The 15,629-nt window shown below is 55.7% G+C and carries 11 protein-coding genes; 2 read left to right on the top strand and 9 right to left on the bottom strand.

From position 1 onward, the window contains the following. The first annotated feature begins 21 nt into the window (after positions 1-21). The gene (locus tag OGY18_RS23350; protein ID WP_003829199.1) at positions 22-645 is read left to right on the top strand and encodes a TRIC cation channel family protein; all 624 of its coding nucleotides are present in this window, start codon (positions 22-24) and stop codon (positions 643-645) included. 119 nt (positions 646-764) lie between these two features. Here OGY18_RS23350 and erpA read toward each other — a convergent pair whose 3' ends face one another. The 3 genes from erpA to clcA are packed head-to-tail and all read right to left on the bottom strand — an operon-like array spanning position 765 to position 2,612. Further along, complete coding sequence (gene erpA / locus OGY18_RS23345) at positions 765-1,109, bottom strand: iron-sulfur cluster insertion protein ErpA (RefSeq protein ID WP_286554558.1); 345 nt, start codon at positions 1,107-1,109, stop codon at positions 765-767. Continuing rightward, positions 1,102-1,167: a small protein YadW gene (gene yadW / locus OGY18_RS23340; RefSeq protein WP_122973801.1), complete on the bottom strand. Its 66-nt coding sequence runs from the start codon at positions 1,165-1,167 to the stop codon at positions 1,102-1,104. Before yadW ends, erpA begins: the two co-directional genes overlap by 8 nt. A 23-nt stretch (positions 1,168-1,190) precedes the next feature. After that, the gene (gene clcA / locus OGY18_RS23335) at positions 1,191-2,612 is read right to left on the bottom strand and encodes a H(+)/Cl(-) exchange transporter ClcA (RefSeq protein WP_126319194.1); all 1,422 of its coding nucleotides are present in this window, start codon (positions 2,610-2,612) and stop codon (positions 1,191-1,193) included. A gap of 168 nt (positions 2,613-2,780) precedes the next feature. Here clcA and hemL point away from each other — a divergent pair, with 168 nt between their 5' ends. Continuing rightward, positions 2,781-4,061 carry a glutamate-1-semialdehyde 2,1-aminomutase gene (gene hemL / locus OGY18_RS23330; RefSeq protein ID WP_286554556.1) on the top strand — a complete coding sequence of 427 codons (1,281 nt, stop codon included), beginning with the start codon at positions 2,781-2,783 and terminating at the stop codon, positions 4,059-4,061. A 113-nt stretch (positions 4,062-4,174) separates the two neighbouring features. On the opposite strand, the gene fhuB is transcribed toward hemL, so the two are convergent. The 6 genes from fhuB to hrpB all read right to left on the bottom strand — a co-directional run bounded on the left by fhuB (position 4,175) and on the right by hrpB (position 15,623). Then, positions 4,175-6,214, bottom strand: coding sequence for a Fe(3+)-hydroxamate ABC transporter permease FhuB (gene fhuB / locus OGY18_RS23325; protein ID WP_166465564.1), 2,040 nt, complete (start codon positions 6,212-6,214; stop codon positions 4,175-4,177). 14 nt (positions 6,215-6,228) lie between these two features. Next, positions 6,229-7,119 (bottom strand): Fe(3+)-hydroxamate ABC transporter substrate-binding protein FhuD, encoded by an 891-nt coding sequence (gene fhuD, locus OGY18_RS23320; RefSeq protein WP_063941132.1) that lies wholly within the window; start codon positions 7,117-7,119, stop codon positions 6,229-6,231. Continuing rightward, a complete protein-coding gene (fhuC, locus tag OGY18_RS23315; protein ID WP_003829206.1) occupies positions 7,119-7,916 on the bottom strand; it encodes a Fe3+-hydroxamate ABC transporter ATP-binding protein FhuC in 798 nt (265 codons plus the stop codon). Before fhuC ends, fhuD begins: the two co-directional genes overlap by 1 nt. Positions 7,917-7,963: 47 nt before the next feature. Continuing rightward, positions 7,964-10,213: a ferrichrome porin FhuA gene (fhuA, locus tag OGY18_RS23310; protein ID WP_166465562.1), complete on the bottom strand. Its 2,250-nt coding sequence runs from the start codon at positions 10,211-10,213 to the stop codon at positions 7,964-7,966. A gap of 304 nt (positions 10,214-10,517) precedes the next feature. Next, complete coding sequence (gene mrcB / locus OGY18_RS23305) at positions 10,518-13,058, bottom strand: bifunctional glycosyl transferase/transpeptidase (protein WP_048214900.1); 2,541 nt, start codon at positions 13,056-13,058, stop codon at positions 10,518-10,520. 135 nt (positions 13,059-13,193) lie between these two features. After that, a complete protein-coding gene (gene hrpB, locus OGY18_RS23300; RefSeq protein ID WP_286554553.1) occupies positions 13,194-15,623 on the bottom strand; it encodes an ATP-dependent helicase HrpB in 2,430 nt (809 codons plus the stop codon). Between the last annotated feature and the right edge of the window lie 6 nt (positions 15,624-15,629).

Here is a 15,629-nt window from a genome sequence, read left to right as displayed (position 1 = left end):
GTCTGTTGTGAGGATTTAAAAATGCTCGTCTATTGGCTTGATATTGTCGGCACCGCGGTATTTGCAATCTCTGGCGTATTACTGGCCGGAAAATTACGTATGGATCCGTTTGGCGTCCTGGTACTCGGCGTGGTTACCGCCGTTGGTGGTGGTACGATCCGCGATATGGCGCTGGATAATGGACCGGTTTTTTGGGTTAAGGATCCGACCGATCTGGTGGTGGCGATGATCACCAGCATGCTGACGATCCTGTTGGTACGTCAACCAAGACGCATACCGAAATGGATCCTTCCGGTGCTGGATGCCGTTGGCCTGGCGGTGTTCGTGGGTATTGGCGTCAACAAGGCATTTCTCGCAGGAACAGGGCCGTTGGTGGCGATTTGTATGGGAGTGATTACCGGCGTTGGTGGTGGGATCATTCGCGATGTGTTAGCTCGTGAAGTCCCGATGATTTTGCGCACCGAGATCTACGCCACTGCCTGTATTATCGGCGGGATCGTGCATGCAACGGCGTTTTATACCTTTGATGTTTCACTGGAAAACGCCAGTATGATGGGGATGATTGTCACCCTGCTGATTCGGCTTGCCGCCATTCGCTGGCATCTGAAATTGCCGACGTTTGCGCTGGATGATAACGGGCGTTGATGTGACGATACAGAACATGTAGGCCGGATAAGGCGTTTACGCCGCCATCCGGCACATTGCCCGGTGGCGCTACGCTTACCGGGCCTACACCATCAGACCATCGGTATTACAGACAGCAATCAGATGCTGAAAGAAGAACCACACCCGCAGGTGCTTTTCGCATTCGGGTTAGTCACAACGAAGCGGGAACCTTCCAGACCTTCGGTATAGTCAACCGCACCGCCCACCAAATATTGCAGACTCATCGGATCAACGACCAGACCAACACCTTGTTTTTCAATGGTCATATCACCTTCATTCACCTGGTCATCAAAGGTGAAACCGTACTGGAAACCGCTGCAACCACCGCCAGTGATATACACGCGTAATTTCAGATTCGGGTTTTCTTCGTCAGCGATCAAGCTTTTTACTTTATTGGCTGCTGCTTCAGTAAATTGCAGTGGCAGCACTACGTCATCACTCATATTTTGCTCCAAACGACATCGGCAATTGGGTAAATTTCAACCCAATATTTTGGGCCATTATCTAATACCCTGGTATTTCGTTCAAGTATTCTCGCCAGCGGCAGTCCCCTGGCTTTTCGCCGCCTGCTCCGCTTCCTGTTTTGCCAGCGTACGAGCCAGGATAGTCGAGTATAGCGGCTTTCCGCCCATAAATTGGGCTAATAGTGTTGCGCCAAGACAGGTAATAATCATTGGCAAAATGAGCTGATAGTTATCAGTCATCTCCAGCACCAGCACAATACCCGTGAGCGGCGCACGCACCGAAGCAGCCAACAAAGCCCCCATTCCGGCAATGGCAAAGGTTCCGGCCTCCAGGTGATACTGCGGAAAAGAGGCTGCCGCAGCCATACCGAACGCCGTACCAAGCAACGTGCCCAACGCCAGCATCGGGGCAAAGATCCCACCGGGCGCGCCGGATGAGAAGCACAGTAGCGTGGTGATCACCCGGGTGATAAATATAAACAGCAGTAGACCGACGCTAAAATTGCCTGCTGCGGCAATCGGGATCAGGTTAAAGCCACCGCCTGCCGCTTCAGGTTGAATTAATCCGAGGATCCCGCACAGGCCACCGATCGCGCCGCCCATCAGCACCCATTTTTTAATTTCACCGCCGTGAAAGCGCTGGAACATATCCTGGGTACGCAACACCATAGTGTTGAACAACGGCCCGACACAGCCAAAAATAAGTCCGAGCACCAGATACAGCCACAGTGTATTTACTGGCGCATTAGACAACTTTCCGACTTCAATAATCGGGGCTTCGCCGTTGAAAATACGAAACACAATGCTCGACATTATAACGCCGGTAAACACGGCTTTGATCGACACGAGGTTATAGCGAAACTGCGGGCGCATCTCTTCAATAATGAACAGGATCCCCGCCAGCGGAGCGTTAAACGCCGCCGAAAGACCCGCTGCCGCACCGGTAGCCAATAAGGTATGTCGCGCTTCTGCGCTACGCATACGGAAAATATCCAGCACCATGCGCCCGAGGTTACCACCAATCTGCACGGTCGGTCCTTCTCGCCCAAGCACCATGCCGGCTCCCAGCGTGCCCATGCCGCCAATAAATTTCACCGGCAGAACGCGCCACCAGCGCACCGGTCGCAGCTCTTCCAGCGCGCCTTCAATCTCTGGGATCCCCGAACCACCGGCTTCCGGCGCAAACTTACGCACCAGGAAATAGCCGACCATCGCCAGCAACGCGGAAAGAATAAACGCCAGCGGCCACAGCAGAATGGCATGGTCCGCAACCTGAGCCAGCGCGCCAATGCGCTGATTCTGCACCCAGGTCACCGCTTTCTCAAATGCCACGCCAACAAGCCCTGTCACTGTACCCACTACTGCAGCCATCAACAGGATCGCCAGCGGCGTTTTGTCTCGTTCCAGGAGTCGACGGATTTGATCCCTGCGGCGTAAACGCACAATTTGTTGTGCTTCAAAAGAGGGAGTGTCTGTCTTCATCAGATGATCATTAATTGGTAATACAAATACGGAATCGGCATTCTACTCGCACATTTCACGAAAATCCCCTGCAAATCGTATTGTTTCAAATGCGTAAAACTTTCATAACCTTCTCTGAATAACTAGAATAGCGGGCATTTACTTTTTCTACGAACCAGGACCCCATCCATGAGTAAGTCTGAAAATCTCTACAGCGCAGCACGCGAACTTATCCCAGGCGGCGTTAACTCCCCCGTTCGCGCCTTTACTGGCGTGGGTGGTACTCCGCTGTTTATCGAAAAAGCCGACGGCGCGTATCTGTACGATGTCGATGGTAAAGCCTATGTTGACTACGTCGGTTCCTGGGGACCGATGGTGCTGGGCCATAATCACCCGGCAATCCGTAATGCGGTGATTGAAGCAGCGGAGCGCGGTTTAAGCTTCGGCGCACCGACCGAAATGGAAGTGAAAATGGCGGAGCTGGTCACTGAACTCGTGCCGACCATGGACATGGTGCGTATGGTGAACTCCGGTACGGAAGCGACGATGAGCGCAATCCGTCTGGCGCGCGGTTTCACCGGTCGCGATAAAATCATCAAATTTGAAGGCTGCTACCACGGCCACGCCGATTGCCTGCTGGTTAAAGCCGGTTCCGGCGCGTTAACGCTGGGTCAGCCGAACTCTCCGGGCGTTCCGGCCGATTTCGCGAAACACACCCTGACCTGCACCTACAACGATCTCTCTTCAGTACGTGCGGCATTTGAACAGTATCCGCAGGAGATCGCCTGCATCATCGTTGAACCGGTTGCGGGCAACATGAACTGCATCCCGCCGCTGCCGGAATTCCTGCCGGGTCTGCGTGCCCTGTGCGATGAGTTTGGCGCACTGTTGATCATTGATGAAGTGATGACCGGTTTCCGCGTAGCGCTGGCTGGTGCGCAGGATTATTACGGTGTCGTGCCGGATCTGACCTGCCTCGGTAAAATCATCGGTGGCGGAATGCCCGTTGGCGCATTCGGTGGTCGCCGCGATGTGATGGACGCGCTGGCGCCGACCGGTCCGGTTTACCAGGCGGGGACGCTTTCCGGTAACCCAATCGCGATGGCGGCAGGTTATGCCTGTCTGACCGAAGTCGCTCAGCCGGGTATTCATGAAACGCTGAACGAACTGACGACACGTCTGGCGGAAGGTCTGCTGGAAGCTGCCGAAGAAGCGAATGTTCCGCTGGTAGTTAACCATGTGGGCGGGATGTTCGGGATTTTCTTCACCGATGCAGAAACCGTAACCTGCTATCAGGATGTGATGGCATGTGACGTTGAACGCTTCAAGCGTTTCTTCCACATGATGCTGGATGAAGGAATTTATCTGGCGCCGTCCGCATTCGAAGCGGGCTTTATGTCCGTGGCGCACAGTGAAGACGATATCAATAACACCATCGACGCCGCGCGCCGGGTGTTTGCGAAATTGTAAAAAAGAGAACGTGCAGATATGTAGGCCGGGTAAGGCGAAGCCGCCACCCGGCTTTTTTATTGCCGGATGTCGACGCAAAGCGTCTTATCCGGCCTACATAAAAGGGGTCAACCTCAGCGGCTCTGCTTTCTCAGCAGATAGATAAAGTACGGCGCACCAATAAATGTCGACAATAACCCCGCCGGGATCTGATACGGAAACAGCACCATCCTGCCGCACCAGTCAGCAAAGACCAGCAACACGCCACCCGCCAACGCAGAAATCAGCATATGCGGCATCGCCCGACGAAAACCCATCATACGGGCAATATGCGGCGCCATCAGCCCGACAAAGCTCAACGGTCCAATGGTCATGGTGGCTGTCGCCGTCAACCCTGCCGCCAGCAGCAGTAACCCCACGCGCGACGGCGTGATTGCCATACCCACCGCCCGAGCCGTATCGCCGCCGAGCGGTAAAATTGTCAGCCAACGGCGGCACAGCGGCGTCAGCGCCAGCAGAATCACCATCACAATCCCGGTACGCAGTACCTGCTCTCCGCTCGCGTTATAGGTTGAGCCGGAGATCCAGGTCAGCACGCCCGCCATGCGCGGATCGCCACTGGCCTGCAGCATCATCAGCAGCATAGTAAACGCCGTACTGAGCGCCATGCCGGCCAGCAGCATACGGTGCGGTGAAAAACCACCGCGCCCGGCGGCAATCATAATGATAAGCAGAGTAGCCGCGGCCCCGAGGCTTCCGGCAGGCAGCAGCCAGCCAAAAGCATTTCCGGGGACCAAAAACAGCATGAGCACCACGCCAAATGCCGCACCGGAGCTAATGCCCAGCACTTCCGGACTGGCCATCGGATTGCCCGTCAGACGCTGAATAATACAGCCCGCTACCGCCAGCATCACCCCCGCAATCAGGGCCGCCAGAATGCGAGGCCAGCGCCAGGGCATCAGCTCATCCAGCATCGCACCGCTGGCCCAAGTCCAGCCATGTGCGTCGCGGCCAAACGACAGCGCCACCACAAGGGTTAGCAGTAAAATTACGCCACCTGCCAGCGCAAACATCAGCACATTCTGACGTTCAGCGGCGATGCGATTACTGGCGTTCATATCCGGGGCGCTCATACTCCTTAAGCGCGGCAATAACCACAGCAGCAATGGCGCGCCAATCAGCGCCGTCACCGAACCGGTAGAGACTTCCATCCATACGCGGGTCAACCACAGAATGATTTGGTCGGATAGCCAGAGGATCAACGCACCAATCAGCGGAGCCAGCACCAGACGTGCCAGCAAACGACGCGCACCGAGCATTTTCGCCAGCAGCGGTGCAAACAGGCCAATAAAGCCGATAATACCTACCGCGTTAACCAGCAAGGCGCTGATAACAATGGCCAACGATAACGCCGCCAGACGTGCCAGCGACAGCGCCAGACCGAGGTTACGTGCCACGCCGTCATCCAGTCCCATCAGCGTCATTGGGCGTAATAACAACAGAGTCAGCATCACGCCGCCCAGCAACTGCGGCCACAGACGTTGTACGCCGCTCCAGTCGGTTTGCGTTAGCGTGCCGCTGCTCCATAAAAACATGCTTTGCAGCTGATCGTGATGGAAGATAACCATCAACTGGTTAATCGCCCCGCAGTACAGGCTGACCACCAGCCCGGCAAGGATTAACGTCACCGGAGAAAGGCGCTTGCCCCAGGCAACGCCAAACACCAGCGCCCCAACAACACATGCCCCTGCCAGCGCCGCAAATTGCGTGGTCAGCGCGCCTGGAATAGCCCACAGCGTGGTAACCGTAATGCCCAACTGCGCCCCGGTCGCAACACCCAGCGTGGTTGGCTCCGCCAGAGGGTTACGCAACACCTGCTGAAACAATACGCCGACCAGCCCCAGCCCGGCGCCGACCAGCAGAGAAATCGCCAGCCTCGGCAGCAGGCTATAGTGGAAAACCATCTGCTCAATGATGTCGATATCCGGTGACCAGATAGCCTGTTGCCACTGGCTGCGCGGTAGCGCAACGGAGAAGTTAACCCATGTCAGCCAGCAGGCAGCAACAAACAGCACCAACAACAGCAACGCCGGATGGCGGCTTCGCCTTATCCGGCCTACAAAGCGCCCAAACCGTAGGTCGGATAAGGCGCTTTTTGCGCCGCCATCCGGCATTTCAAGTTTCCTGCTCACGCTTTGCCTCCCAACGCATTATCTAGAATACGGGCAAAATGCATGGCCGATAGCGTTGCGCCATAAAACCAAACGGCAGGCACACGTTGAAAACGTCCGCTACGGACAAACGGCATCGCCTGCCATAATGGCGTAGACATCAGCGCAGCCATCTCTTTATCGTTGCCGTGATCAAAGCACAGCACATCGACATCCTTATAAGCAGCCAGACGGTCAATACTCACGGCAGTGCTACCCCAGAAGTTTGTTTCTCCCTGCCAGGCATTAGGGATCCCATATTCGTCCAGTACGTCCTGGAACAGGCTGTTTGAGCCAAACACCAGCATATGTCGCGAATCAAGCAAGGACGTAAGCAATACGGGGCGCGCGCCACGTTGAATGAAGCGCGGTTTCAGGCTGGCGATAAAACGATCGTACTCGGTCAGATGGCGTTCAGCAGAGGCTTGCAGATTGAACAATTGCGCCATTTCCTGCAGCGATTGTCGCGCAACGGCCAGCGGCTTTTTGCCATCGCTGAAGTTAAATCCCCGGCCAGGTGCAATCCGCGCCAGCTTTTCAGGGGAAGGACCATAGCCTGCCGACCAGAGCAGAAATGAGGGCTTCATTTCGGTCAGCAGTTCGAGATTGGGCTCCGTACGTAGCCCGACGTCAATCACCGAATCAGGCAGAGGAGGTTCACTGACCCACAGCTTGTAGTTAGGGATATCTGCGATGCCGTACGGCGTAATCCCCAGCGCCAGCAGCAGCTCTACCGGCAGCCATTCCAGCGCTACAATGCGCTGTGGATCAACCGCCGCGGCGTGCGCCGTATTCATCCGCCACAGCAGAGGCGACAGCGCCATCGCCGTAAGCAATCGCCGACGGGTAATATGATGTAATCCGATCATTAATAGACAAAACTCACGGGTGCGGCACCGGCCGGATGCGGCAAAATGCCCATCGGGATACCGTAAATTTGTTCCAGAGTTTCACTGCGCATCAGTTCAGCTGGCGTTCCTTGAGAAATCATCTCACCGCCGCGCAGCGCAACGAGGTAATCGCAGTAGCGGGCCGCCATATTGATATCATGCAGCACCGCAACCACCGTCAGCCCTCGCTGCTGGCTTAAGCGGTGCACCAGCGCCAGCACGTCAACCTGATGGGCGATATCCAGCGCGGAAGTCGGTTCATCAAGCAGCAGACAGCGGCTGTCCTGTGCCACCAGCATGGCAATCCACGCGCGTTGGCGTTCACCACCGGACAGGCTATCGACCAGACGGTGCGCCAACGGTTTTAAACCGACCAGCGAAATCGCTTCTTCTACTTTCTCTCTGTCGGCAACGCCAAAACGCCCCAGCGCTCCGTGCCATGGATAACGACCAATCGCCACCAGTTCACGCACTGTCATCCCTTCCGCCTGCGGTAACTGCTGCGGCAGATAGGCGACCTTGCGGGCAAACGCTTTGCTGCTCCAGCTCTCCAGCGGCTGTTCATCGAGCAGGATTTCACCTTCTGACGGCGGCTGATGACGTCCCAGCATTTTCAATAACGTCGATTTACCGGAACCGTTGTGGCCGATAAGACCAGTCACTTTTCCCACAGGAAAAGTTAATGAGAGAGGATGCAATAGCGTGCGGCCAGGCACACGAAAGGAGACATTACGCAACGCAAAAGTGGTGTCGGGATGGGATCTGTTTTCCTGCATAGCAGCCAACTTGTAAAACGGGCACGCAAAGCGTGCCCAAAGAGAAATTAGAAACGGAAGGTTGCAGTTGCAACGACCTGACGTTCTGCGCCCCAGAAGCAGCCATAGGTATTGAAGCAGCTGGCGACGTATTCACGGTCAAACAGGTTGTTCACATGCAGCGCCACGTTGGAGCCAGCCATACCTACACGCGCCAGATCGTAACGCACTAACGCATCTACCAGCGTGTAGCTTCCCACTTTGAAGGAGTTTGCCGGATCGCCATAACTGGAACTAGTATAACGAACACCCGTACCCAACGTCAGCCCGGAAAGCGCACCATCATAGAGGGTGTAATCCCCCCACAGTGATGCCATATGTTTTGGCACCTGGGCAGGCGTATTGCCTTTGTAGTTGGTGTCAGTGGTGTATTCCGCATCGGTATAGGTATAAGAACCAACCACGTTAACGCTGGCTGACAGCGCCGCTTTCGCTTCAATTTCTACACCACGTGAGCGAATTTCGCCGCCTTCAACTGACCAGATCGATCCATTCGGGTCGGCCATCAGGTTGTTGGTTTTGGTCAACTGGTAAACAGCACCGGTCAACACGATCGGACGATCGCTCGGTACGTACTTCACGCCCGCTTCGTACTGCTTACCTTTAGATGGCGCAAAGATATTACCGCTTTCCCCAACCTGAGAATTTGGTTCAAACGATTCGCTGTAGCTGAAATACGGGGTTACACCGTTATCGAACAGATAGTTAACACCGCCACGCCAGGTGAACTGTCGGTCATCACGGGAGTCCAGCACACCAGAAACTCGGTTCAGAGAGTCCTGCTTAGCCCAGTCGTAACGACCGCCCAGAGTGACTAGCACCTTATCCCACTGCATCTGATCCTGAGCGTACAGGCCCGTTTGTTCCTGTTTATTCAGAACGCGATAAGCTGCGCCAGGTCCAGGGTGCGAGCCAAAGTCAAAATCGCTACGGTCAAGATTATAGATATCAGACGGCGCTACCGAACCAGCCCAACCGAACCAGGAGTTGATATCGTTACGCATACGCATATAGTCAACGCCGGTCAGCAATGTGTGATCCAGGGAACCGGTGGCGAATGTGCTCTGCAACTGGGTATCAACAGAGAAATTCTGCAATTTTTCATTATCGTCAACGTACTGACGAGTCAGCGTGTGATCCCAATCAGACTGAGGGATGCTGGCGCAAGGGCTGTTAGCCGGATCTTTGGTATAGAGCGGATCGGAGCACATGCCGTAGCCGTACACGCTTTTCTGCGACACTTTGTTTTGCGCGTAGCGCAGGTTCTGACGTACGGTAAAGGTGTCGTTAAATTCGTGGTCGAAGCTGTAGCCCACCATCTTCTCGTTACGAGAGTAGGTATTGTTGTCCGCACCTTCGTTGAAATCGGTCGGCAGACGTGAACCATTTGGCAGCTTAGACACGGTCCCCTCTTTCGGCAACCAGCCGTAATAACCGGTTTCCGGCTCGTTCTGGAAGTAGGAGAGGAAGGTGAAATTCGTCTTATCATTCGGACGCCATGTGAAAGATGGCGCGATGGCATAACGTTGTTCTTCTGCGCCCTGCTGCTGCGCATTCGCGGAACGCGCCAGGCCGGTCAGACGGTATGAGTACACACCATCGTCATCCAGCGCATCGCTGAAGTCAAAACCGGTCTGGAACAGACTGTCTGTGCCCATTTTGAACTGAACTTCTTTCAGCGGCTCCGTTGTCGGGCGCTTGCTGACCATGTTCAACAACCCACCCGGGTTGCTCTTTCCGTACAGAACGGAAACCGGACCACGCATCACTTCAGCGCGTTCCAGCATATAGGGGTCGATAACCGCATCGTTGTAGAAGTTGCCCTGCATCTTCAGGCCATTCAGATAGTTATTCTGACTTTGGCCGTCGGCGGCAAATCCGCGAATAATCAGGTAGTCATAGGTATTAGAAGCACCACGCGTGCCCACGGCAACGCCCGGGGTGTAGCTGAGTGCTTCTTTAACCGATTTCGGCTGATGCAACGCCATCTCTTCGGCGGTGACCACTGAAATAGACTGCGGAACTTTCTGAATAGGAGTATCTGTTTTGGTCGCCGTAGCAGACTGTCGTGCAGCGATGGTTGCCGCTGGCCCCCATGCGCTTTCCTGCGGAGCAGGTGCAGCAGTTACGGTGATGGTTTCTTCTTTCGGGTCAACCGCCGCCTGTGCATAGACAGACATGCCGCTAACCGCTGTGGCTACCACTACTGCGATTTTACGCAGCGATGAACTTGGCTGAGCAGTTTTAAGACGCGCCATTGGTATTTCTCTGATGAAAGTGAATGATAACGTAAACGAGAATTATTATTATAACGGCAGCATAATATTCGAAACTCTGGCGAGATAGCAAGCAATACGCGTCCCTACTAAAACTGAGGGGTTAAGAAATAACCAGATGAAAAGAAAGGGTTAATAAATTAGGCTGAAATGTTTTAACGGATAACGTACCGGATGGCTGCCTTAATCCCGTAGGCTTGATAAGTGCAGCGCCGTCAGGTAAGGCAAGCTAAAACCAAATAGCGCAAAAAAGAAAAACCCGCCGAAGCGGGTTTTTAGGCAGGCGTTAGTTACCGCCAAACATCTCTTTAATCCAACCGGCCACGCCATCGCCGTCCTTCTTCTCCTGCTGCGGCGGTTGCTGCTGTTGAGGCTGCTGTTGCTGCGGCTGTTGGGAAGATTGATCGAACGGATTACCCGACTGCTGCAACATCTCACCTTGTTGACACAGTGAATCCGGATCGGTGGTCCATACTGGAAGCGTGCGCATACCCCCGCTGCAAACGAAGTTACCGTCGTAGTCTACGCCCATATCCACCACATCCTCCGGTGGCGTCAGCACCAGCGGTGTTGGCGTCTGGTTTGCCAGATAACGCTGATAAATCGACATCGCGCCGCTGGCACCGTACAGCTTGGTTGGCTGGTTGTTATCACGGCCTACCCAGGTGATGGTCACCTGGCTGCCGTCGATCCCGGCAAACCAGGTATCCACGTTGTTGTTGGTGGTCCCGGTTTTCCCTGCCAGATGCAAGCCAGGATATTTCGCGCCGAGCTGGCGACCTGTACCACGCTGAACCACCTGCTGCATAGTCCACAGCGTCATATACGCCGCCTGCGCCGGAACGGCACGCTCGGCCTGTGGGAAGCTCTGGTACAGCACGGTACCATCTTCGGCAATCACCGAACGCAGCGCCGACAGCGGCGCACGGTTCCCGCCGCTGGCGATAGTCTGGAACGCCTGAGCAACTTCGATTGGCGTCAGGTTCAACGCCCCCAGCAGCATGGCCGGAACCGGATTAAGCTGATCTTTCGGCGCGCCCAGCTTCAACCAGGTATCGGTTACAGCAGGCAGGCCCAGCGCCATCCCCAGATTTACCGTTGGCACGTTCATTGAACGCGTTAACGCATCCACCAGCATCACTTTCCCGCTTTCGCTATAGCGACGGTCATCGTTCTGCGGCGACCACACCTGGCCGTTCGGCTGACGCAGCGCAATCGGGGCGTCGGCAATCCAGGTATTCAGGCGGTACAACTTCGGCTGGCTGAGCGCGGTCAGATAGGTCGCAGGCTTGGCCAGAGAACCAATCGAACGACGCGCCTGCATCGCACGGTTATAGCCCGCAAACTGCGGTTCGGCTCCACCGACCATAGCGCGAACTTCACCGCTAAAGCGGTCAACCACCACAATTGCCGTTTCCAGATCGCTCAGCTTACGCTGTTTCTTCAGCACCGGAATACCTTCCACCGCCGCTTTTTCTGCAGCATCCTGCGCCACGGAATCAAAGGTGGTGAAAATCTTCACGCCAGAGAGATCTTTAACTTTATCGCCCAGCTTCGCCTGTAGCTCCTGACGCACCATCTGCATAAAGGCAGGCTGCGGGGAGATAACCCCACCACGCGGCTGTACGCCTAACGGACGCGCGCTCAGCATGTCGTACAGATCCTGGTCGATAATCTGCTGCTGCTGCAGCAAACGCAGAACCAGGTTACGACGCTCCAGCGCCAGTTTCGGGTTACGCCACGGGTTGTAGATCGACGCCCCTTTAACCATCCCCACCAGCAGCGCCTGCTGGTCGAGGCTCAGCTCTTCTACCGGACGGCCGAAATAATAGAGGCTCGCCAGCGGGAAGCCGCGAATCTCGTTATCACCGCTTTGTCCGAGATAGACTTCGTTCATGTACAGCTCAAGAATACGGTCTTTGCTGTAACGCGCATCCATGATCAGCGCCATATAGGCTTCGTTGGCCTTACGCCAGTAGGAACGCTCGCTGGACAGGAACAGGTTTTTCACCAGCTGCTGAGTCAGCGTACTGGCACCCTGTACCGTACGACCCGCCGTCAGGTTCGCCAGCACCGCACGACCAATGGAATAAAGGCTGATACCGTCATGCTCATAGAAGTGACGGTCTTCGGTCGCCAGCAGCGTGTCCACCAGCAGATCCGGGAAGCCGCTACGCGGAACAAACAGGCGCTGCTCGCCGTTAGGTGAAGAGAGCATGGTGATCAAACGCGGATCGAGACGGAAGAAACCGAACTGGCGGTTGTTATCCATATTCTCGATGGTATCCAGATGATCGCCGTCAAAGGTCAGACGCGCACGCACCTGCCCTTCTTTACTGTCCGGGAAGTCAAACGGACGACGAATCATCTCGATGCTCTTCGCCTGCACGGTAAATTCACCCGGACGCGTCATCTTCGTCACCTGACGGTACTGCGTGGCCTCCAGCAGCTTCACCATCTCGTTCTTGCCGATAGGCATTTCTGGCTCAAGGTTAACCATACGGCCATATACTGCCGCAGGAAGCTGCCAGACTTTGCCATCAATACGGCTACGAATTTTTTGGTCCAGATAAACACCATAAATGGCGATCAGCACCAAAAAGACAATCGACAGTTTTACCAGCAGCCAGAACCAGCCGCGCTTACCACGAGGCTTACGCCCTTTGCCTTTACCCTTACGCGGCATCGGTTCTTCATCCTCATAGTCATCATCATCATAATCGTCGTCATACTCTTCATCTCTGAGTTGACGACGGCTCACCTTTTGTTTCACCGGACGCGAGGGTTTCCCTTTACGTCCAATTGGCTCGCGGTCATTCCCCGCCATGCTTTTTCTCCGCAACATTCAGGCGCAAGGGCCCGATTCTCTGTTCTTCCGTCCTGCGACAGAAGAAGAAATCTCTCAATTATTACCGCTCTTTCGCCGGATGCGGCATAACGCCTTATTCGGCCTACCGTTACATTACGAATACTTTTTGGTACGCCGCGTTGGCGCGGTATTCGCCGGATCGTCCGGCCAGACATGTTTGGGATAACGCCCTTTCATCTCTTTTTGCACCTCGCGGTACGATCCCTGCCAGAACGCGCTCAGATCGCTCGTCACCTGTAGAGGTCTTTGGGCCGGAGACAGCAGCTCCAGCACCAGCGGCACGCGCCCCTGGGCAATGGTTGGGGTCTTTGCTTCACCAAACATTTCCTGCATCCGAACTGCCAATACCGGAGGATTATCCTCATGATAGCGAATGGCAATCCGGCTTCCCGTCGGCACAGTGTAATGCGCTGGCAGTTCACTATCCAGACGTTGCAGCATTGACCAATCCAGCAAACCGCGCAACGCCAGCCCCATATTGAGTGCTTTTAATGCACGTAACGAGTGTACACCGCTCATGTGCGGCAGCAGCCAGCTCTCCAGCGTCGCCAGCAGAGACTCCTCATCTACCGCGGGCCAGTCGTATTCTGGCAACCAGTTTGCCGCACATTGCAGACGCAGGCGAAACTGCTCGGCTTCCGGCGTCCAGTTGAGCACACTTAGCCCTTTATCGCGAATGCCGTTCAACATCGCCTGGTGCAACTCCTCTTCCGAAGGTTTGGCCAATGGCTGTACTTTTACCGTGAGCTGACCAATGCGCGACCGACGCAATGCCTTTAACGTTCCCTGGGTTTCATCCCATTCGATGGTGTCGGACTGTTGTAGCAGCTCAGGACATGCCTGCATCAGCGACTCGATATCCAGCGGCAGAGCCAGCAAGATACGCGCGTCTGGAGAAGCGCTGCCCTGCAACAAAAGTGGCGCTATCAACCATTCATGGCGTCCTGAGGCATCATCGGCATCCAGCATTGCGCCCATGCCATTCGCCAGTTGATAGCGTCCTTCCTGCCCACGTCGACGCGCGATCCGATCGGCAAACGCCCGCGCCAGCAACGGGGAGAGCAGCGTGCTGTCCGGCTGTCCGCTGCTAACATTAAGCCGTTTCAGCAACTGTTGACTGCGCTGCTGCCAGGCAGGCTGGTTTCGCGAAAATGCCACGGTTAGATCGGTACTGCCACCGCGCGGCGGCTCTTCCAGAATCGCAGCCAGTTTTGCCGCCGTAGCCGCTTCGGTATTATTTTTGGCACCGACCAGCATCGCCGCTAAACGAGGATCGTTACCCAACGCCGCCATTTTCTGCCCCGTGGCGCTAAGCCTGTCGCCCTCAAGCGCGCCCAGCATCTGCAACAGCCGTTTTGCCGCCTGCAGGTTGATGGCGGGCGGCGTATCCAGCCAGTTCAGTTGCTCAGGGTCGGTACATCCCCATTGCAGCAACTCCATCAGTAGCCCGGACAGATCGCTCTGCAATATTTCCGCTTCACCCTGCGCTGCCGCTCTTTCTGCCTGCTCTTTGGCAAGCAGATGCAGGCAAATACCGGGCTCCAGACGACCTGCACGTCCCGCGCGCTGAGTCATCGAAGCCTGGCTGATGCGCTGGGTAATCAGTCTCGTCAGACCGGTACGCACGTCATAGCGCGCCACGCGCTCCTGGGCGCAGTCCACCACCAGCCGGATGCCTTCGATCGTCAAGCTGGTTTCAGCAATATTGGTGGCCAGCACCACTTTGCGTTTGCCTTGTGGCGCCGGCACAATCGCCTGACGCTGCTCGGAAAGCGTTAACGCGCCATACAGTGGACACAGCACAACATCGCTGCCCACACGCGTAGCCAATTGTTCCTGTACGCGCAGGATTTCGCCCACACCCGGTAAAAATAGCAGCAGTGACCCGCTTTCATGGCGCAATAGCTCCGCCGTCGCTATCGCCACCGCTTCATCAAAACGCAAATGCGCCGCCAACGGCTGATACCGCCGCTCAACGGGAAATGCGCGGCCTTCAGAAACGATCGTCGGCGCATCGGGCAACATCTGCTGCAAACGCCCGTTATCCAGAGTGGCGGACATGATCAACAGTTTCAGATCGTCACGCAGCCCTTGCTGCACATCCAGCAATAGCGCCAGCGCCAGATCAGCCTGTAAACTCCGTTCGTGAAATTCGTCGAGAATCACTAACCCGACGCCCGCCAACTCAGGATCGCGTTGGATCATGCGCGTCAGGACGCCCTCTGTTACTACCTCCAGCCGGGTCTGCGGCCCTACGCAACTTTGTGCGCGCATGCGATAACCCACGGTTTCACCCGGCTTTTCGTTCAGCAATTCCGCTAATCGCTGCGCCACATTACGCGCTGCAAGGCGACGCGGCTCCAGCAAAATAATCCGCCCCTGGATACCGCGATGCTCAAGAAGCCGCAACGGCAACCAGGTCGATTTCCCGGCACCGGTCGGCGCCGTCAGCAGAACCTGCGACGAGGCATCAAGGGCGGTAAGCAGTTCAGGCACTACGGCGGCAACGGGCAACGACGTCACAAATGG

The organism is Citrobacter sp. Cpo142 (assembly GCF_030332425.1).
GTDB classification, from domain to species: Bacteria; Pseudomonadota; Gammaproteobacteria; order Enterobacterales; family Enterobacteriaceae; genus Citrobacter; species Citrobacter portucalensis.
Note: the sequence above shows the minus strand (reverse complement) of the source record. Positions and strands in the feature narration are given on the sequence as shown.

What these genes read in the sequence shown, in the direction of transcription:
- mrcB (WP_048214900.1), bottom strand. Translation starts at nt 13,058, where the DNA reads ATGGCGGGGAATGACCGCGAGCCAATTGGACGTAAAGGGAAACCCTCG.
- clcA (WP_126319194.1), bottom strand. Translation starts at nt 2,612, where the DNA reads ATGAAGACAGACACTCCCTCTTTTGAAGCACAACAAATTGTGCGTTTA.
- fhuC (WP_003829206.1), bottom strand. Translation starts at nt 7,916, where the DNA reads ATGCAGGAAAACAGATCCCATCCCGACACCACTTTTGCGTTGCGTAAT.
- fhuB (WP_166465564.1), bottom strand. Translation starts at nt 6,214, where the DNA reads ATGCCGGATGGCGGCGCAAAAAGCGCCTTATCCGACCTACGGTTTGGG.
- fhuD (WP_063941132.1), bottom strand. Translation starts at nt 7,119, where the DNA reads ATGATCGGATTACATCATATTACCCGTCGGCGATTGCTTACGGCGATG.
- OGY18_RS23350 (WP_003829199.1), top strand. Translation starts at nt 22, where the DNA reads ATGCTCGTCTATTGGCTTGATATTGTCGGCACCGCGGTATTTGCAATC.
- fhuA (WP_166465562.1), bottom strand. Translation starts at nt 10,213, where the DNA reads ATGGCGCGTCTTAAAACTGCTCAGCCAAGTTCATCGCTGCGTAAAATC.
- hemL (WP_286554556.1), top strand. Translation starts at nt 2,781, where the DNA reads ATGAGTAAGTCTGAAAATCTCTACAGCGCAGCACGCGAACTTATCCCA.
- erpA (WP_286554558.1), bottom strand. Translation starts at nt 1,109, where the DNA reads ATGAGTGATGACGTAGTGCTGCCACTGCAATTTACTGAAGCAGCAGCC.